Source organism: Microcella alkaliphila, assembly GCF_002355395.1.
GTDB classification, from domain to species: Bacteria; Actinomycetota; Actinomycetes; order Actinomycetales; family Microbacteriaceae; genus Microcella; species Microcella alkaliphila_A.
This window is the reverse complement of record NZ_AP017315.1, coordinates 499,302-517,536: the sequence shown is the minus strand read 5'-3', so window position 1 is coordinate 517,536 and position 18,235 is coordinate 499,302. Positions and strand designations below refer to the sequence as shown.

Sequence of the window (18,235 nt, the reverse complement as noted above, 5' to 3'; positions counted from 1 at the left end):
ACGCCGGGAGGTGCTGCAACCCGGGCGTGTCGCGTCAGAGAAACGCCCATTTCTGGGCGTTTCCGCGACACGCCCCGGCGGCCGTCCCGGCCGCCGGTCGGCCTCAGTTGTGGCAACCCGGCCATAAGAGTTACAAGCGACATCGCCCGAGCTCAGGACGCCACCCTCACTCCGCCGACAACCGTCTCGGCCACGAGCGGCACCCCCACCCGGTACCCGATCCACCGATGGTCGGGCGCATCGAGCACCACGAGGTCACCCCGCGCCCCCACCCCGAGGTGCCCGATGTCGTCGCGGCGCAGGGCCGCCGCTCCCCCGCGCGTGGCGGCGGTCACCGCCTCGAGGGGGGTCATCCCCATGTCTCTGATCGCCAGGGCGATGGCGGTGGTCATCGAGCTCGAATAGTTCGACCCCGGGTTGGTGTCGGTGGCGATCGCGACGGTGACTCCCGCGTCGATGAGGCGGCGAGCATCCGGATACGGCTGCCGCGTCGAGAATTCGACGAGCGGCAGCAGCGTCGCGACTGTGGATGATCGGGCGAGCGCGTCGACGTCGGCGTCGGTCAGGTGGGTGGCGTGGTCGACGCTGGCGGCGCCGAGGTCGACGGCGAGGGCGACTCCGCCGTCGGCGGCGAGCTGGCCGGCGTGGACGCGGAGGCCGAGCCCTGCCTCGCGCCCTGCGGTGAGGATGCGGCGGGCCTCGTCGACGGTGAAGGCTCCGGAGTCGATGAACACGTCGACCCATCGGGCGTGCGGCGCGCAGGCGGCGAGCATGGCGCCGCAGACGAGGTCGACGTAGCCCTGGCGGTCGTCGGCATGGTCGGCGGGCACGACGTGGGCACCGAGGAACGTGACCTCGTCGGCCACCTCGCGGGCGAGCCGCACGGCGCGGGCCTCGTCGGCGACGGTGAGGCCGTAGCCGCTTTTAACCTCGAGCGTCGTGATGCCCTGGCGGTGGGCCTCGGCGACGTGGCGGCCGAGCGTCGCGCGCAGTTCGTCGTCGCTGGCGGCGCGCGTCGCCTCGACCGTGCGTCGAATGCCGCCGGCGGTGTACGGCGCGCCGGTCATGCGCGCCTCCCACTCGTCGGCGCGGTCGCCGGCGAACACGAGGTGATTGTGACTGTCGACGAAGCCGGGGATCACCGCCCGGCCGTCGGCGTCGAGCCGCTCATCAGCGGCGGGCGCGTCTGCGGCGTCGCCGACCCACGCCACCTGCCCGTCGTCGATCACGAGCGCGGCGTCGCGGCGGACGGGCCGGCCGGGGTCGGCCGGGTCGAGGGTGACGAGCTGGCCGATGCGGTCGACGAGCACGCTCACGCGGGCACCTCGTCGACGCGGGGCGCCGGCCGGGCGGCAAGCCCGGCGAGCGCCTCCAGCACGCACAGTGCCGCGAGCCGGACCGTGCGCCCGTCCGGCGCGTCGGCGCTCGCGTCGAGTTCGGTCAGGTCGATGCTGCGCACCGCCGGATGGCGGCCGGCCACGTGGGCGGCGCGGCGGAGCTCGTACGCGCTGATTCCCCCAGGGATGCTCGCGGGGCATCCCGGCGCGACCGCACGATCGCAGACATCCAGGTCGAGGTCGACGTGCACGGGGCCGCCGGCGGAGCCGGCGCGGTCGAGCGCGGCAGCCATTTCGGCGGCGATCTGCGAGTGGGCGAGCTCGTCGCGGGTCACCACCGCGATGCGGTGCTGCGCCGCACGCTCGGCGTAGAAGCGCGAGTTGGCGAGGGGCTCGATGCCGAGCTGCGCCACGCGCGAGCCGTCGAGCCCCGCGTCGAGCAGGCGGCGCACCGGGCTGCCGTTGGTGGTGCCGTCGCGGAGGTCGTGGTGGGCGTCGAGGGTGACGAGCCCCGCGCATCCGATTCTCTCGCCCCAGACGCCGAGGGCGGCGGGGACGGTCGCGGCGTTGTCTCCGCCGAGCACGATCACGAGGTCGCACGACTCGGCCACCTCCGCGACGCGAGCCACGGCCGCCGCCTCACCGTCGCCGTCGGGCTCGGCGATGTCGCCGGCGTCGCGCACGACGAGCGGGATGCCCGCTGGCGTGAGCAAAGCATCCGCGCTGTAGCGGAGCAGCGCGTCGCGGATCGCCGCCGGTGTCTCGTACGCGCGCGTCGGCGACAGCGAGGTGCGCCACGTGGGCAGGCCGACGAGGATCGCGTCGGCGCGCTCGCCCGGCCGCCACGCCGGCCAGTCGCCGGCGCGGGGCCAGTGCTCGTCGTGAGCGAGCGCCGGGCCGGTCACTGCGCGCCGCCCTCGCGCATCGGGATGCGCACCCCGTGCTCGGCGACGACACCTTCGCCTTCGTCGTAGCCGGCATCGATGTGTCGGATCACGCCCATGCCCGGGTCGTTGGTCAGCACCCGCTGCACCTTCTGGCCGGCGAGCGCCGTTCCGTCGGCCACGACGACCTGACCGGCATGGATGGAGCGGCCGATGCCGACTCCCCCGCCGTGGTGAATCGACACCCAGGTCGCGCCGGAGGCCGTGTTGACGAGGGCGTTCAGCAGCGGCCAGTCGGCGATCGCGTCGCTGCCGTCCTTCATCGCCTCGGTCTCCCGGTAGGGGCTCGCGACCGAACCCGAATCGAGGTGGTCGCGACCGATCGCCACCGGTGCACTCAGCTCACCCGAGGCGACCATGTCGTTGAACCGCTCACCGGCGATGTCGCGCTCGCCGTAGCCGAGCCAGCAGATGCGGGCGGGCAGCCCCTGGTAGTGCACGCGCTGCTGGGCCATCGGAATCCAGCGCTGCAGGTTCTCGTTGTCGGGGAACAGCTCGAGCACCGCGCGGTCGGTCGCCGCGATGTCTTTCGGGTCACCGCTCAGCGCCGCCCAGCGGAACGGGCCCTTCCCCTGCGCGAACAGCGGGCGGATGTACGCGGGCACGAACCCGGGGAACGCGAACGCGTCGGCGAAACCCGCAGCCAGAGCCTCCGTGCGGATGTTGTTGCCGTAGTCGAACACCTCCGCCCCGGCCTTCTGGAAGCCGACCATCGCCTCCACCTGCCGCGCCATCGACTGCCGCGCCGCGGCGGCGAACCCGATCGGGTCGCGCTCACGCGCGGCGTGCCAGTCATCCATCGTGTGCTCGAGCGGCAGGTACGCGAGCGGATCGTGGGCGCTCGTCTGGTCGGTCACGATGTCGATCGGGGCGCTCATGGCGAGGAGCCGGGGGAAAATGTCCGCGGCATTGCCGAGCAGTCCGATCGAGAGCGCGCGCCGAGCATCCCGTGCCTCTGTCGCCAGTTCGAGCGCGTGCTCGAGCGAGCGGGCCTCGACGTCGAGGTAACGGTGCTCGAGGCGGCGGGCGATGCGCGACGGGTCGACGTCGACGCAGATCGCGACGCCGCCGTTCATGGTGACGGCGAGCGGCTGCGCGCCGCCCATGCCGCCGAGGCCGCCGGTGAGGGTGGTGGTTCCGGCCAGCGTTCCTCCGAACCTTTGCGCGGCCACCGCGGCGAAGGTCTCGAAGGTGCCCTGCAGGATTCCCTGCGTGCCGATGTAGATCCACGAACCGGCGGTCATCTGGCCGTACATGGTGAGGCCAAGCTGTTCGAGGCGGCGGAACTCGTCCCAGTTGGCCCAGTCGCCGACGAGGTTCGAGTTGGCAAGCAGCACGCGCGGCGCCCACTCGTGCGTCTGCATGACGCCGACCGGGCGGCCGGACTGCACGAGCATCGTCTCGTCGCCCTTCAACGTGTGCAGCGTGCGCACGAGTGCGTCGTAGCTCGCCCAGTCGCGGGCGGCCTTGCCCGTGCCGCCGTACACGACGAGTTCGTCGGGGTGCTCGGCAACCTCGGGGTCGAGGTTGTTCTGCAGCATGCGCAACGCACCCTCCTGCTGCCAGCCGAGGGTGTGGAGCTGGGTTCCTCGGTGGGCGCGGACGGGGCGGGGGCCGTGCGCTGGGGGCTCCGCGGCGGATGCACGGGGCGATGTCTGCGAGGTCGCGATCGTCATCGATCTGCTCCTGTCGTGAGGGCGGGTGGTGTGGTTACGGTGAGGCTTGCCCGCGCGGCCGCGAGCAGTTCGCCGCCCACGACGAGCGCGTGCGCCGCGTCGATGTCGGGGGCGAGGTAGCGGTCGGGGCCCGGGCCGGGCACCACGGCACGCAGGCGGTCAACGACGGCGGCGGTCGCGGGCGCAGCACTCACCCCGAGCGCGGCGACCCGCAGGTCGAGCGCGCGGGCGGCCGTGAGCAGCTCGATCGCGACGACGCGGGAGAGCCCGTCGACCGCGCGCTGCAGCTTGAGGCCGGCAGCCCACCCCATCGACACGTGGTCTTCCTGCATCGCGCTCGACGGGATCGAGTCGACGCTCGCGGGCGCGGCCAGCCTCTTCAGCTCGCTGACGATGCCGGCCTGCGTGTACTGGGCGATCATATGGCCCGAGTCGACGCCGGGGTCGTGGGCGAGAAAGGGCGGCAGCCCGGCGTTGCGGGCGACGTCGAGGAAGCGGTCAGTGCGCCGCTCGCTCATGCTCGCGAGATCGGCGACCGCGATCGCGACGAAGTCGAGGGCGTAGGCGACCGGCGCCCCGTGGAAGTTGCCGTTCGACTCAACCCGCCCGTCGAGCGTGACGACGGGGTTGTCGATCGCGCTGGCGAGCTCGCGCTCAGCGATGGTCGCCGCGAAGGTCAGCGTGTCGCGCGCTGCCCCGTGAACCTGCGGCGCGCACCGCAGCGAGTAGGCGTCCTGCACGCGGGTGCAGTCGTCGGTCTTATGGCTCGCCACGACGCCCGAGTCGCGCAGGAAGGCGCGCATCGCGCTCGCGCTCCGGGCCTGACCGGGGTGCGGGCGCAACACCTGCAGGTCGTCGGCGAGCACGGCGTCGGTGCCGAGCAGCGCCTCGATGCTCATCGCGGCGGCGAGGTCGGCCGTGTCGATGAGGGCCGAGAGGTCCTCGAGGGCGAGGGCGAGCATCCCGAGCATGCCGTCTGTTCCGTTGATGAGAGCGAGGCCCTCCTTCTCGCGCAACACGATGGGCGCGAGGCCGGCGGCGGCGAGCGCCTCGGCGGCCGGGATGCGCGCCCCGGCGGCGTCGCGCACGTCGCCCTCCCCCATGGCGGCGAGCGCAATGTGCGCGAGCGGCGCGAGGTCGCCCGAGCAGCCGAGGCTGCCGTACTCGCCGACGATCGGCGTGATCGAGGCGTTGAGCAGCGCCGCATACTGTTGGGCGAGGTCGGGGCGCGCTCCGGTGCGGCCGGTCGCCAGGGTCTGCAGGCGCAGCAGCATCGTGGCGCGCACGACCTCGGTCTCGACCTCGGCGCCGGACGACGCCGCGTGCGAGCGGACGAGCGAGCGCTGCAAGTCGACGCGGCGCTCCGGCGGGATCGAGGTGGTCGCGAGAGCGCCGAAGCCGGTCGAGATGCCGTAATGCGGCACGGTGTCGTCGGCGAGCGCCTCGATGATTGCGCGCGTCTCGGCCATGCGGGCGAGCGCCGCGGCGTCGAGTGTGACGGGCTCGCCGTGGCGGGCGACGGCGGTGACCTCGGCGGTCGTCAGGGGGCGGGCCCCGATCGTGATCGGCATGCCTCGAGTGAACCGCGGTTCCGCTGTGCCCAGGCGGCGCGTCACCCATAATGTGTCTGAGATATCAGACTTCTGACGACGGGGAGGCGTGATGCCCGAGGTGCCCGCGGCGCGCGCCGCCCTGCGCATCGTCAGCCACCTGGCCGCGCACGGCGACCCGGTGCCGGCCTCGCTCATCTCCCGCGCCCTCGACCTCCCCCGCTCGAGCACCTATCAGCTGCTTAGGGTGCTCATGGACGAGGGCTACGTCGTGCACTACCCCGAACTGCGGGCGTACGGGCTCGGCGGCCACGTCGCCGAGATCGGTTCGGCCGTGCTGCGCGCGAGCCGCCTCGGCAGCCTCGCCATGCCGCTGCTCGACCGGGTGGTCGCCGAGGCGGGCCTGCCCGTCGCGGCGCAGCTCGCCGTGCTGCACGGCTCCGACGTGTCCTACGTCGGCCAGGCGAGCGCCCCGCGGGCGCCCACCACCGTGGTGCGGGTCGGCGTGCGCCTTCCCGCCCACCTCACGGCGACCGGCCGCGCCATGCTCGCCGCGCTGCCCGCCGCGCAGGTGCGGGCCCTCTACCCCCACCGGGATGCGCTCATCACCCGACAGGGAATCGGCCCGGCAACGCTCGCCGACCTCGACGCGATCCTTGCGGCGGCTCGCGAGCGCGGCGTCGCCTCTGAAGACGGCGAGATCACCGCCGACTACGCGTCGGTCGCGGCGGTCGCCACCGACCGGGGCGGCTACCCCGCTGCAGCCATCGGTGCGACGTTCCGCTCGGGCACGGCGGCCTCCGATGTGCGTGAGCGCGTCGCCGAAGCGGTGACCGCCGCGGCCGCTCAGCTCACAGCGCGACTGACGGGACGCGCGTAGAGCGGTCGCGCAGGATCAGGAATTCGACGAGCATCCCGAATCCGGAGTAGATGGCCAGCATGCCGAAATAGCTCGCCTGGGGCGCCTGAATCAGGATGAACGTGATCACGGCGATCACAACGGTGATTTCCACAATCAGCAGGCTGCGAGCGGCGGGGCGCGTGCTCATGGCGCGGGCGTACTCCCGGCCACGAGCATCCGTGCCGTTTTCGGGGTAAAAAGAAACGGGGCCGAACCCGAAGGTTCGACCCCGTCTCGTGCGAAGCAGGTACTACTTGATGATCTTGGTCACCGTACCGGCGCCCACGGTGCGGCCACCCTCACGGATGGCGAAGCCGAGGCCCTCCTCCATGGCGATGGGCTGGATCAGCTCAACCGTCATGTCGGTGGTGTCGCCGGGCATGACCATCTCGGTACCCTCGGGCAGCGAGATGACGCCGGTGACGTCGGTGGTGCGGAAGTAGAACTGCGGGCGGTAGTTCGTGTAGAAGGGGTTGTGACGGCCACCCTCGTCCTTCGAGAGGATGTACGCGGTGCCCTCGAAGTTGGTGTGAGGGGTAACCGAACCCGGCTTCACGACGACCTGGCCGCGCTCGACGTCTTCGCGCTTGGTGCCGCGGAGAAGCAGACCACAGTTCTCGCCGGCCCACGCCTCGTCGAGCTGCTTGTGGAACATCTCGATACCGGTGACCGTGGTCTTCTGCGTCGGGCGGATGCCGACGATCTCGACCTCGGAGTTGATGGCGAGGGTTCCACGCTCGGCGCGGCCCGTCACGACCGTGCCACGACCGGTGATGGTGAAGACGTCCTCGATGGGCATGAGGAACGGCTTGTCCTTGTCACGCACCGGGTCGGGGATCGACGAGTCGACGGCCTCCATGAGGTCGAGGACCGACTGGACCCACTTCTCGTCGCCCTCGAGAGCCTTGAGGCCCGAGACCTGAACGACCGGGGCGTTGTCGCCATCGAAGCCCTGGCTCGACAGGAGCTCGCGGACCTCGATCTCGACGAGCTCGAGGATCTCCTCGTCGTCGACCATGTCGGACTTGTTCAGCGCGACGAGCAGGTAGGGAACACCGACCTGCTTGGCGAGCAGAACGTGCTCACGGGTCTGCGCCATCGGGCCGTCGGTCGCCGCGACCACGAGGATCGCGCCGTCCATCTGAGCGGCACCGGTGATCATGTTCTTGATGTAGTCAGCGTGACCGGGGGCGTCAACGTGCGCGTAGTGGCGCTTCGGCGTCTCGTACTCGACGTGCGAGATGTTGATCGTGATACCGCGCTGGCGCTCTTCGGGAGCCGAGTCGATCGACGCGAAGTCACGCTGGACGTTCGTCGCCGAGGGGTACTTGTCAGCAAGCACCTTCGAGATGGCGGCGGTCAGGGTGGTCTTGCCGTGGTCGACGTGACCGATCGTTCCGATGTTGACGTGCGGCTTGGTCCGCTCGAACTTGGCCTTAGCCACTGTGGGTCCTCCTCAGGACTCGTTCGCGCGCATCCGACCGGTTGTCGGACAAAGCGCTGGTTGGTGTGTTCTTACTGTAGTCAGGCTCGGGAGCCCTCGCAGGTCGAGTGGTTACTCGCCCTTGGTCTTCTGGACGATCTCGTCGGCAACGGCCTTCGGGACCTCCGCGTAGCTGTCGAACGACATCGAGTAGACGGCGCGGCCCGAGGTCTTCGACCGCAGGTCACCGACGTACCCGAACATCTCCGACAGCGGCACAAGGGCGCGAACGACCTTGACGCCGGTCGCGTCCTCCATGGCCTGAATCTGGCCACGGCGCGAGTTCAGGTCGCCGATCACGTCACCCATGTACTCCTCGGGCGTACGAACCTCGACGGCCATGAGCGGCTCGAGCAGCACGGGGCTGGCCTTGCGAGCAGCCTCCTTATACGCCATCGAACCGGCGATCTTGAACGCCATTTCCGACGAGTCGACGTCGTGCGACTGGCCGTCGACGAGCGTGGCCTTGACACCCACGGTGGGGAAGCCGGCGAGCACGCCGACCTGCATGGCGTCCTGGATACCGGCGTCGACCGAGGGGATGTACTCGCGCGGCACGCGGCCACCGGTGACGGCGTTCACGAACTCGTAGCTCGTCTCGGGGGTCACCTCGAGCGGCTCGATCGTGATCTGCACCTTGGCGAACTGACCCGACCCACCCGTCTGCTTCTTGTGGGTGTAGTCGAACTTCTCGATCGTCTTGCGAATCGTCTCGCGGTAGGCAACCTGCGGCTTACCGACGTTCGCCTCGACGTTGAACTCGCGCTTCATGCGGTCGACGAGGATGTCGAGGTGCAGCTCGCCCATGCCCTTGATGACGGTCTGACCGGTCTCCTGGTTGAGCTCGGTGCGGAACGTCGGGTCTTCTTCGGCGAGCTTCTGGATCGCGGTGCCCAGCTTCTCTTGGTCAGCCTTGGTCTTCGGCTCGATGGCGACCTCGATGACCGGCTCGGGGAACGTCATCGACTCGAGGACAACCTGCTCGGTGAGGTCGCAGAGTGTGTCACCGGTGGTGGTGTCCTTGAGACCGATCACGGCGTAGATGTGCCCAGCGGTGACCGACTCGACCGGGTTCTCCTTGTTGGCGTGCATCTGGAAGATCTTTCCGATGCGCTCCTTCTTGCCCTTCGTCGAGTTGGCGATCGCCGAACCCGACTCAATGGTGCCGGAGTACACGCGGATGTACGTGAGGCGACCGAAGAAGGGGTGCACAGCCACCTTGAACGCGAGGGCCGCGAACGGGTCCTTCGCGTCGGGCTTGCGAATGATCTCCTTCTCTTCGTCGCGCGGGTCGTGCGCAACGGTCGGGGGAACATCCAGCGGGCTGGGGAGGTAGTCAACGACCGCGTCGAGCATCGGCTGCACGCCACGGTTCTTGAAGGCCGAGCCGCAGAGCACGGGGTAGGCCTCGCTGTTGATCGTGAGCTTGCGGATACCGGCCTTGATCTCGGCGACCGTCAGCTCTTCGCCACCGAGGTACTTCTCGAGCAGCTCGTCCGACGCCTCGGCGACGGCCTCGAGCAGCTGAGCACGGTACTCCTCAGCCTTCTCCTTGAGGTCGGCGGGGATCTCTTCGACGGCGTACTCGGCGCCCATCTTGACGTCACCCTTGGCGTCGCCGCGCCAGGTCAGGGCGCGCATCTCGACCAGGTCGACAACGCCCTCGAAGGTGCTCTCGAAGCCGATAGGAAGCTGAATCACGAGCGGCTTCGCGCCGAGGCGCTTCACGATCGTGTCGACGGTGAAGTAGAAGTCGGCGCCCAGCTTGTCCATCTTGTTGACGAAGCAGATGCGGGGCACGTCGTACTTGTCGGCCTGACGCCAGACGGTCTCCGACTGGGGCTCGACGCCCTCCTTGCCGTCGAAGACGGCGACGGCGCCGTCGAGCACGCGCAGCGAACGCTCGACCTCGACCGTGAAGTCGACGTGGCCGGGGGTGTCGATGATGTTGATCTGGGTGCCATTCCAGAAGCAGGTGGTGGCAGCTGACGTGATGGTGATGCCGCGTTCCTGCTCTTGCGCCATCCAGTCCATCGTCGAGGCACCGTCGTGGGTCTCACCGATCTTGTGGTTCACACCCGTGTAGAACAGGATGCGCTCGGTCGTGGTGGTCTTGCCGGCATCGATGTGCGCCATGATGCCGATGTTGCGGACCTTCTTCAGGTCGGTGAGCACGTCAAGTGCCACGGGATTCCTCCGGAGGGTTGTGAGGCGGGTGGTCGAGCGGGCACGCGGATGGCGGCCCGCCCGACCGAAAAGGTGTTACCAGCGGTAGTGCGCGAAGGCCTTATTGCTCTCGGCCATCTTGTGGGTGTCTTCGCGGCGCTTGACCGCGGCACCGAGACCGTTCGACGCGTCGAGGATCTCGTTCATCAGACGCTCGGTCATCGTCTTCTCGCGACGAGCCTTGGCGTACGAGGTCAGCCAGCGCAGCGCGAGCGTGTTCGCGCGGTGGGGCTTCACCTCGACGGGCACCTGGTAGGTCGAACCGCCGACGCGACGCGACCGCACCTCAAGGGTGGGGCGCACGTTGTCGAGGGCCTTCTTCAAGACGACGACAGCATCCTGACCGCTCTTCGCGGCGACGCCTTCGAGGGCACCGTAGACGATGCGCTCGGCGAGGCCCTTCTTGCCGTCGAGGAGGATCTTGTTGACGAGCTGGCTGACGATCGGGGCGCCGTAGACCGGGTCTGCGACGACGGGGCGCTTAGGCGCGGGACCCTTGCGAGGCATTACTTCTCCTTCTTCGCGCCGTAGCGGCTACGCGCCTGCTTGCGGTTCTTGACAGCCTGGGTGTCGAGGGCGCCGCGCACGATCTTGTAGCGCACGCCGGGGAGGTCTTTCACACGACCGCCACGCACGAGCACCATCGAGTGCTCCTGCAGGTTGTGGCCTTCGCCCGGAATGTAGGCGGTGACCTCGGTGCCGTTCGAAAGCTTCACACGGGCGACCTTGCGAAGGGCCGAGTTCGGCTTCTTCGGGGTGGTCGTGTACACACGGGTGCACACGCCGCGCTGCTGAGGGTTGGCCTTCAGCGCCGGCGCCTTGGTCTTGACGACCTTCGGCGACCGGCCCTTGCGAACCAGCTGCTGAATAGTGGGCACAATGCTCCTTGGTTCTGCTGCACGGTGACAGCGGTTGCGGTTTGGTTTCGCCGTGTTGTGGTGTCACAACCCGGCCTCACGCGAAACCCGCCAGAACCTGTGCGGCTCTGAGCGGCGGGTATGCCGTGGGGGTTTCTGGGATCACCGCGTCAGGACGCGGAGCCGAGGGACCCGGTGTGGGAGCGACTGCCCTCGCCCTCGTGGACCGAATTCACGGCACGACGCAGGCGCGCGCAAAAGCACACACGCGGTCAAGGATACGCGGCGCGCCTCTCGCGGTCAAACGACGGGATGCTCGGCTCAGCTCGCCGGCGCCGCCGGCTGCACGGACGCGCGGTGCGCCGCCAGGTCGCGCTCGTACGCGGCCAGCGCTTCGGCGTTGCGGGCGGTCTGCGTGCGACCGCGGCGGGCGACGATGCCGCCCACCCAAATCGGGATCTCGCGGGCCAGGACGGCCGCGATGATGCCGAGCGGGTTGACGAGCTGCTGCAGGATCACGCTCTGCTGCTGGGCCTCGGTGGCGCCGATCGCTCCGGCGGCGATCAGCGCGGCGCCGAGGAAGGAGACCCAGACGAGAACGGCGACGAGGAAGCCGCCGAGCACGTGCATCCACCACCCGGCGCGGTTGGCGACGAGGACGAGCAAAAGGTGCGCGCCCGCGAAGACGAGTACGGGCACGAAGAACGGGGCCGAGGCGAGGTAGCTGGCGAATCCGTTCAGCCCGTCGGGGCGCAGCGCGAGCGCGAGGGCGATCGTCGCGAGGGCGTAGAGCACCGCGAAAACACCCGTCGAAAGCAGGACGACGGCGAGGCCGACGCCGCGGGTGCCGCGCTTCTTCGGCCGCTGCGGCGCGTCGACGTAGACGACCTGCGGGGCGGCCGTGGTGTCGGCGGCGGGCTCCGTTGCGGGGTCAGGGTCGGCCGCTGCCGGGGCGGGGTTGGCGGCGGGCGCTGTCTCGGCCGCGGGCGCCGGGTCTACGGCGGGCTCGGGCTGCTGGCCGTGTGCGGTCGGCGGGGCGGTCGGCAACTGCGTCGTGGGCTGCGGCGCGGGTTCAGCGACCGGCGCGGGCTCTGGCTCGGCGGCAGTCTCGGGCACTGCGGGCGCGGGCTCTGCGGGCGCGGGCTCAACGAGCTCGGGCTCGGCGGGCGCCTCGGGTGTGGGCGCGACGGAGTCGGCGGCCACCGGCTCGACGGGCGTGTCGTCGCCGTCGGGGCGAGGAGTGGTGTTGTCGGTAGTCATGCGTCGAACCTCCGGTTGATCGGGCGATTCACCCTAGCAACCGGAGGCCGACGGACGGCTCTACTCTTCGGTTTCGGTTTCCTCGAGGGGCTGCTCCCCCACCTGTTCGGTCGGAAGCGCCGCACCCTCGGCAGGCAAGACGAAGATCAGTGCCTCGAGGCTGACGGCGCCCGCAACCGGGTCATCGGTGAGGTCGAACTGCTCGACCAGGATCAGGCGCGGACCGAACTGCACCTGCCGGATGAACGCGTCGATCGCGGGTCCCTCCCCCGCGGCACGAATCGTGACGGGGAGCGCAACTAGGTCAGTGACCCCTGTTCCATCAAGCTGATCCGGCGGAAACAGGACGGGAGTGCGCGCGGTGACCTCAACAATGGACACACCGGCCGCCTCGGCGAGGGTGTTCAGCTGACCCAAGAGGGTCGAAAGCTCCGGCTCGTCCGGAATCTCGACGCGGAGGCTTTCGAGTTCGCTTTCCAGCTCGGGAAGGTTCTCCGACAGGCGCTGCAGCTCCGCCAGCGTCGCCTCGTAACCCACATTGATGACTTCGACGTTCTGTCGTTCTTCTTGGGCGAGCGCCGCGTCGGCCAGGCGCGGTGCCACTCCGAGGAACCACCCTGCCGACACGATGATCAGCGACATCAAGACTGCTCCGATGACCCACAAGCGCAAAATCGACATGTCAGTCCTCCTCGTCCGTGGTGTCGGTATCGTCGCCGCCTGCCGGTTCCTCCGGCGCGAAGCGAAGCAGGAAAGCGCCTTCGTCGAGTAGCACCTCGATGCTCACCTGGTAGACAGCGCCATCGCCGCCCGTCACCGACACGGGCGGCGCAATGCCCGCGTAGCCCGTAATCGTCTCGAGTTGCGCGATCCACGCTTCAACGTTTGGCACGGTGTCACTGATCGCGTTGATGGTGAAGCTACCGACCGAATTCTGGCGAAGCGGGATCTCTTCTCCGGTGTCGGCTGCGCGAATCTGACCAGAGACCGACGTCAACAGGACCCCCTCGGGAAGAGTCCCGCGAATCTCAGCGAGGAGCGCGTTCCAGTCGGCTTCTGTTGCCGTTGCCGCAGCTTTTGCGGCCGTGGTCTCGTCGACCGCGTTCGCAACGGTACGTGCATCCACGAACTGGAGTTGTTGCACCAAGAGCGATTCCGAGCGTTCCTGCTCTGCCTGCAAGGAGGCTTGCGCGTTCAGGGCGAGGTACGTTGCCCCCGCGACGGCCGCCGCGACAACGACCGCGACGAGCAGGACGAGCGCGACGAGCCGACGAACGACCGGGCGACGCTTGATGGCCTCTCGGACGCTTGCCGGTAGAAGATCGGCGCGAGCGAGGCCGCCGATCTCGATGACGTCTTCGGCTTTGCGGCTCATGCTGCACCTCCCATCGTGAGGCCAAAGGCGGTACTGAACCGCAGGGCATCGGATACGCCGAGTCCGGTCAGTGATTTCGGCATCTTCACGTCAGCGAATGGCTCTGGTGCGACCAGCGAGATGCCCGTGGAGTGCGCCAACGTTGCCGGCAGTCCGCGAAGTCGCGCGCCGTTTCCGGTGAGCACGAGGCTGTCGACCCGAACGCCGTCGTGCGTCGACGAGTAGTAGCGAAGCGTGTTGATGATGCTGGTCATCAGTTCGCGCGTGACCTCGACGATGATGCCGGCGCTCTTTGCATCGTTCGGTGGCACGATCTCCGGGTGTAGGCCCTGCGCGATCTTCAGCTCTTCCGCCTGATCGCGGGGGATCTCCAGCTGATTCGCCAGCGCACGGGTCACGTCATCGCTGCCCGCCGGAATAATGCGCACGAAGTCAGGGATGCCATCACGCGACACGAGCACGTTGGTGGTCGCCGCGCCGATGTCAACGACCGCGCACACTCCTTGACCCTTGTTGCCGATGGAGCGGTGCAGGGCGAAGGGGACGAAGTCAACGGCGAGGGTGTTGAGCCCCGCACGGCGGATCGCCTGCACATTGTTCGTCACGGCGTCGTTGTACGCGGCAATCAAGAGGCCACGAACCATAGGGCCCTCGTCGGTGGGCGCGGTTTCCGCGATCGGGTAGAAGTCGAGCACCGCCTCAGCGACGGGCATGGGAATCAGCTCTTGAACCCGCAATGGCAAGAGGCCGATGACTTCTTTTCGACTCGCCTTCGGCATGACGAGATCACGCGCGACCACCTTTTGATCACCCATACCGAGCACGACATCGCGCGACTTGAACTTTGCGGCAGACCACATCTTCTTCAGGGCTGACGCGACCGTCGTTGGCTCGACAACCTCGCCGGATCGAACCGCGCCGTCGGGGAGCGCCTCCTCGTGTACAGCCCGAATCTCGGGTGCTTTGCCGCGCGCGACGCGTGCCTCTACCGCTCGGATTGCGGTTTGGCCGATATCGACCGCCACAAATTGATTGCCCATAAGAAAGCCCCCTCAGGTTCCTATTCCGAATACTGACAGGTACGCGCTCGCAATGGGAGTTCCCACGACGAGTCCCAGCCAACAGCCCGCGATCATCCATGGGCCGAAAGGAATACCCGACTTTCGCGTGGCTCGATTTGTCACGAGCAGGCCGACGCTCACTATGCCGCCGAGGAGGAATGCCCCAAAGCCACCCACGGCCAGTTCGGCCCATCCCGAGAAGCCGAGGAACGCACCGAGGACGCCTGCAAGCTTCACGTCTCCGAGACCCATGCCGCCGGGCTTCACGAACCAGAGCAGGAAGTACACCGCGAAAAGGATTCCGGCTCCGGCAAGCGACGTGGCGACTCTCTCGACATCCCCCATCAGCAGAGCGGGAACATAGAGTCCGATGGCGGCGACGGCGTAGCCGGGCAACACAATGGAATTGGGAAGCCGATGGGTGTCCAGGTCGATCGCCGTAAGCGCGATGCTGACGGCGGCAAGCCAGAAGTATGCCGAGACCAGCAGGGCAATCGCCACCCCGGCGAACGAGCCAGCGATCGCAAGCAACCCGACTGGGCACAGTGGTGATAGCAGCCACCATGCGACAAGCCCGAAGGCGACAGCCGTTCCCGCCTCGATCAGCGGGTAGCGCCGAGATATCGGTGCACGACAGGCTCGACACCGTCCGCGGAGCAGAAGCCATGACGCGACGGGAACGTTGTCGCGTGCACGAATGGGCGTCTCACACGTCGGACAGGCGCTCGCAGGTCGCACCACGGAGAGCCCCGCCGGCACTCGGTGAATGACGACGTTCAAGAACGACCCGATGGCCGCCCCGAGGATGACGGCCCCCGTGACGGCCAGGGGGCCGAACTCACCCACCGTTCGACAGCTCGCGCAGCGTGAGGCGCTCGCCCATGTACGAACCGCTCAGCACTTCTTCCTGGTTCTCATCGACCGAGAAGTCGATTCCGGGCGGCGCCGACGGCACGAAGGTCCACTGCGCTTGCTGACGGAATTCGACCGAACCGCCGTAGATCTGGCCCCGCATCTTGTTCCTGTCGGACGTGACCTTGCAGGGCGTGTAGAAGAAGATCGCGAGGGGCGCGTTGATGTCGTCCTCGTTGTTGTAATAGATGTCGCCCGCTCCGCCGGAACACGTCGGCACTTTGTCAGCCGTGTTGTCCGGAACGATGAAGTACATACGACGCGGGTCGACGTTGTTGGATGCTCGCGCATACAGCTTGTTGAACGTGAACGACCGAGAGAAGAAGACGATGTCAGTCTGCAGGTTGACCGTCGGGCTGACGTTGCTTTGGTGCACCACGCCGTTCGTGCATCCCGTCGCGTCGATGATGGTCCGCTGCGTGTACGACGCGAGAGCGCCCCAGCGCGGGTCCGACCCGCTGAGGGAGCAGTTCCCACTCCACGTCACGACGTTGCGGAAGCCGCGCTCCCACCACGTCGAATTCTGGATCCAGGCGAGATCCGAGTTGAAGGGCACGTCAACCCAGTCCGGCACCAGGGGTGGCGGCGGCGACTGCAATCCCGCAACACCCGGCGACCGCGTTCCACCGATCACGGAGGCGCCGCCCGTGATCGTGCCCGTGCTCAGCACGTTTCCGTCGACACGCGTGCTGTTGGCAACCGACACGGTTGTCGAACTGTTGCGGGCAGCAGTGACGTTGCCCCCGACGCGGGTGGTACCGGGAGACGCGGTCATGCTGACGGAGCCGCCCACGAAGACGTCGCCCTGCACGACGGCACGTGAGCTGAGTGTGGCGGCACGCGAGCTCGTGTCCAGAACGGAACCGGCTGCGATCAGATTCCCGGAAATGGTGCTGCCCGATCCGCTCGCTCGAACGTAATCCGAGACATAGAGGTTGCCGCTGATGCTGCAGTTGACGAGATCGGCGTAGCCCTGCGCGAGAACCACCGAGCCGGCAACACTGGCTCCGTTCGTGCAGATGAAGTTGCCATTGCGAATCTGGATGTCAGAGGCGATGACGGTGTTCGGCTCGATTCCGAGCTCGAAGTTCTTCAGGTCACCCTCGATCTGGTACGCGTACACGGCCGGGTCGATGACCTCGAGTTCGGTGTATTCGGGCACGTACTGGTAGATCGCCTCGATGACGACTTCGCCGCCTCGCGCCCCGGCGCCCGGCGTCGCTCGGTCGGCGAAGCCCGTGGATACGATTTTGACGCGAGTCGACTCGGCCGCAGGGCAGGATGGCGACGATGTCCACCCTTCCGAGAGGTCATCGGCGAAGATCTCGACTTCGTACGCGGGTGTTCCGGTGCGCGTCAAGATACCCCCGGCGGGGCACGAGTCGGTACCGTCGGCGGCGCGATCACGAAGCAGGAGTTCAGCGTCGGCGATGCCTGCCAATGCTGCCGATCGCGCCTCTACCGACCCGGCGACACCGTTGGTTGTTTGCAGACTGTGGACGGTGACCGCGCCCACCGTCACGCCGATGATCGCGGTGACGAGTGTGAGGGCAATGACGGCCACGAGACCGCTTCCGCGGTCGTCTTTACCGTTCTGGATGAGTCGTGTCAGAAACATGGGGTCGAGACCCTTTCTCCTGTGACCGGGTCGTTCGCCTGCAATGATCGGATTGTTGTGGTGAGCTGTTGCGGCCCCCCATCACCGAGTTCGGTGACAAGAGCCAATCGGAGTGCTGTTCCACCGTCAAGCACGGCAAATACGGGGTTCGTCGGCGCGGTACGTTGCACGCCGTCCGCGATCAAGGTCCATCCCTGAACCGCGGATCCGTCCGCGGCGCTGATGGCGGTATCGGACGTGGTGAAGCGGATCTCATCGCCTGTTGACGCGAACGCGTAGCAGACGAAATTCTCGGGGCCAAAGGTGGTTGTCGATTCGACGCTGGGGTCGAGTGAGCGGGTGCGCAGGATCACGGTCCCGTCCGGCAGCACCGACTCGGACAGTGCCGTCGAGTCGCGGACGGCGGTCCCGAGGGCCTCCGCCGCGAGGAACGAGCCTTGCGCCGCAGCGGAGGCGTCTTGGATCTGCACTTGCACGCGGAGTGAATTGATCAGGATGCTCGCGACGATCGTTCCGACGATGGTCGCGAGAAGAATGTAGATGAGCAGTTCGACGAGGGTGATGCCGTCGTCGTTCCCGTTGAGCCGGGCGCGCATCAGCCGGCCTCTTGGAGGAGGACGGTCGTGGTAATGCCCACGTCATTCACGGTGGTGCCGGTGAGTCGAACTTCAAGGTCGACGGAGATCGTGGCCGGGAACGTCAACGCGTTGCAGGCGGGCACCGAACGAACCGGCTGGTAGGTCACGTTGCGTCGATCCGTCGTCGCGGGAAGCGCGGCGGACCCGTAGGCGGTGACGGCGGCGCAGGTGGGGGCGGTCGCGGCGAGAGCGTCCAGCTGACCGTTGAGAACCTGCGTGGCCGTCGAGATCGTGGCGTTGCGGATGCTGAGCTGCAGTGAGTTGATGAGGAGCGGGAGGAACGCGATCGAGACGAGGGCGAGGAGAAACATGGCGACGACGATTTCCACGAGACTGAGCCCTTGCTCGCCGGTAACTGCAGCGGTAGTGGAGCGCTCCCGCGTTGGCGCAATTGACC

General features: G+C 68.0%; 18 protein-coding genes and 1 pseudogene. 1 reads left to right on the top strand and 18 read right to left on the bottom strand.

Annotation, left to right across the window (positions count from 1 at the left end; genetic code table 11):
- Nucleotides 1–152: 152 nt before the first annotated feature.
- Genes hutI through hutH form a run of 4 tightly spaced genes read right to left on the bottom strand, consistent with a single transcriptional unit; the run spans nucleotide 153 to nucleotide 5,528 of the window.
- The gene (hutI, locus tag CPY97_RS02420) at nucleotides 153–1,316 is read right to left on the bottom strand and encodes an imidazolonepropionase (RefSeq protein WP_096420527.1); all 1,164 of its coding nucleotides are present in this window, start codon (nucleotides 1,314–1,316) and stop codon (nucleotides 153–155) included.
- Entirely contained in the window at nucleotides 1,313–2,242 is a 930-nt protein-coding gene (locus CPY97_RS13570; protein WP_096420525.1) for an arginase family protein, read from the bottom strand. Before CPY97_RS13570 ends, hutI begins: the two co-directional genes overlap by 4 nt.
- On the bottom strand, nucleotides 2,239–3,957 hold the full coding sequence (gene hutU, locus CPY97_RS02410; RefSeq protein ID WP_096420523.1) for a urocanate hydratase: 1,719 nt from the start codon (nucleotides 3,955–3,957) through the stop codon (nucleotides 2,239–2,241). Before hutU ends, CPY97_RS13570 begins: the two co-directional genes overlap by 4 nt.
- Nucleotides 3,954–5,528: a histidine ammonia-lyase gene (gene hutH / locus CPY97_RS02405; RefSeq protein WP_096420522.1), complete on the bottom strand. Its 1,575-nt coding sequence runs from the start codon at nucleotides 5,526–5,528 to the stop codon at nucleotides 3,954–3,956. Before hutH ends, hutU begins: the two co-directional genes overlap by 4 nt.
- Nucleotides 5,529–5,619: 91 nt before the next feature.
- On the opposite strand from hutH, the gene CPY97_RS02400 reads away from it, so the two are divergent.
- Nucleotides 5,620–6,387 (top strand): IclR family transcriptional regulator, encoded by a 768-nt coding sequence (locus CPY97_RS02400; RefSeq protein ID WP_096420520.1) that lies wholly within the window; start codon nucleotides 5,620–5,622, stop codon nucleotides 6,385–6,387.
- Here the strand turns inward: CPY97_RS02400 and CPY97_RS02395 are convergent.
- The 14 genes and pseudogenes from CPY97_RS02395 to CPY97_RS02335 form a co-directional block, all read right to left on the bottom strand.
- Nucleotides 6,359–6,556, bottom strand: a complete 198-nt coding sequence (locus CPY97_RS02395) for a hypothetical protein (protein WP_096420518.1) — start codon at nucleotides 6,554–6,556, stop codon at nucleotides 6,359–6,361. The genes CPY97_RS02400 and CPY97_RS02395 overlap by 29 nt on opposite strands.
- Nucleotides 6,557–6,658: 102 nt before the next feature.
- Nucleotides 6,659–7,852, bottom strand: coding sequence for an elongation factor Tu (gene tuf, locus CPY97_RS02390; RefSeq protein WP_096420516.1), 1,194 nt, complete (start codon nucleotides 7,850–7,852; stop codon nucleotides 6,659–6,661).
- A gap of 111 nt (nucleotides 7,853–7,963) precedes the next feature.
- A complete protein-coding gene (gene fusA, locus CPY97_RS02385; RefSeq protein ID WP_096420514.1) occupies nucleotides 7,964–10,078 on the bottom strand; it encodes an elongation factor G in 2,115 nt (704 codons plus the stop codon).
- Between the two features lie 75 nt (nucleotides 10,079–10,153).
- A complete protein-coding gene (gene rpsG, locus CPY97_RS02380) occupies nucleotides 10,154–10,624 on the bottom strand; it encodes a 30S ribosomal protein S7 (protein ID WP_096420512.1) in 471 nt (156 codons plus the stop codon).
- Nucleotides 10,624–10,995 (bottom strand): 30S ribosomal protein S12, encoded by a 372-nt coding sequence (rpsL, locus tag CPY97_RS02375; RefSeq protein WP_096420510.1) that lies wholly within the window; start codon nucleotides 10,993–10,995, stop codon nucleotides 10,624–10,626. The genes rpsG and rpsL overlap by 1 nt, the downstream gene beginning before the upstream one ends.
- 300 nt (nucleotides 10,996–11,295) lie before the next feature.
- The gene (locus tag CPY97_RS02370; protein WP_096420507.1) at nucleotides 11,296–12,234 is read right to left on the bottom strand and encodes a hypothetical protein; all 939 of its coding nucleotides are present in this window, start codon (nucleotides 12,232–12,234) and stop codon (nucleotides 11,296–11,298) included.
- 60 nt (nucleotides 12,235–12,294) lie between these two features.
- On the bottom strand, nucleotides 12,295–12,915 hold the full coding sequence (gene pilO, locus CPY97_RS02365; protein ID WP_096420505.1) for a type 4a pilus biogenesis protein PilO: 621 nt from the start codon (nucleotides 12,913–12,915) through the stop codon (nucleotides 12,295–12,297).
- A gap of 1 nt (nucleotide 12,916) precedes the next feature.
- The gene (locus CPY97_RS02360) at nucleotides 12,917–13,609 is read right to left on the bottom strand and encodes a hypothetical protein (protein ID WP_096420503.1); all 693 of its coding nucleotides are present in this window, start codon (nucleotides 13,607–13,609) and stop codon (nucleotides 12,917–12,919) included.
- Nucleotides 13,606–14,649: a type IV pilus assembly protein PilM gene (gene pilM, locus CPY97_RS02355; RefSeq protein ID WP_096420501.1), complete on the bottom strand. Its 1,044-nt coding sequence runs from the start codon at nucleotides 14,647–14,649 to the stop codon at nucleotides 13,606–13,608. Before pilM ends, CPY97_RS02360 begins: the two co-directional genes overlap by 4 nt.
- Nucleotides 14,650–14,661: 12 nt before the next feature.
- Nucleotides 14,662–15,201 (bottom strand): A24 family peptidase, encoded by a 540-nt coding sequence (locus CPY97_RS13835; RefSeq protein WP_331716235.1) that lies wholly within the window; start codon nucleotides 15,199–15,201, stop codon nucleotides 14,662–14,664.
- 42 nt (nucleotides 15,202–15,243) lie between these two features.
- Nucleotides 15,244–15,516: pseudogene (locus CPY97_RS13830) on the bottom strand (prepilin peptidase); the annotation flags it as partial.
- Nucleotides 15,509–17,200 carry a polymer-forming cytoskeletal protein gene (locus tag CPY97_RS02345; RefSeq protein ID WP_096420499.1) on the bottom strand — a complete coding sequence of 564 codons (1,692 nt, stop codon included), beginning with the start codon at nucleotides 17,198–17,200 and terminating at the stop codon, nucleotides 15,509–15,511. The gene CPY97_RS02345 and the pseudogene CPY97_RS13830, both read right to left, overlap by 8 nt.
- Complete coding sequence (locus CPY97_RS02340) at nucleotides 17,191–17,796, bottom strand: hypothetical protein (RefSeq protein ID WP_096420497.1); 606 nt, start codon at nucleotides 17,794–17,796, stop codon at nucleotides 17,191–17,193. Before CPY97_RS02340 ends, CPY97_RS02345 begins: the two co-directional genes overlap by 10 nt.
- Complete coding sequence (locus CPY97_RS02335) at nucleotides 17,796–18,167, bottom strand: hypothetical protein (RefSeq protein ID WP_096420495.1); 372 nt, start codon at nucleotides 18,165–18,167, stop codon at nucleotides 17,796–17,798. The genes CPY97_RS02340 and CPY97_RS02335 overlap by 1 nt, the downstream gene beginning before the upstream one ends.
- Between the last annotated feature and the right edge of the window lie 68 nt (nucleotides 18,168–18,235).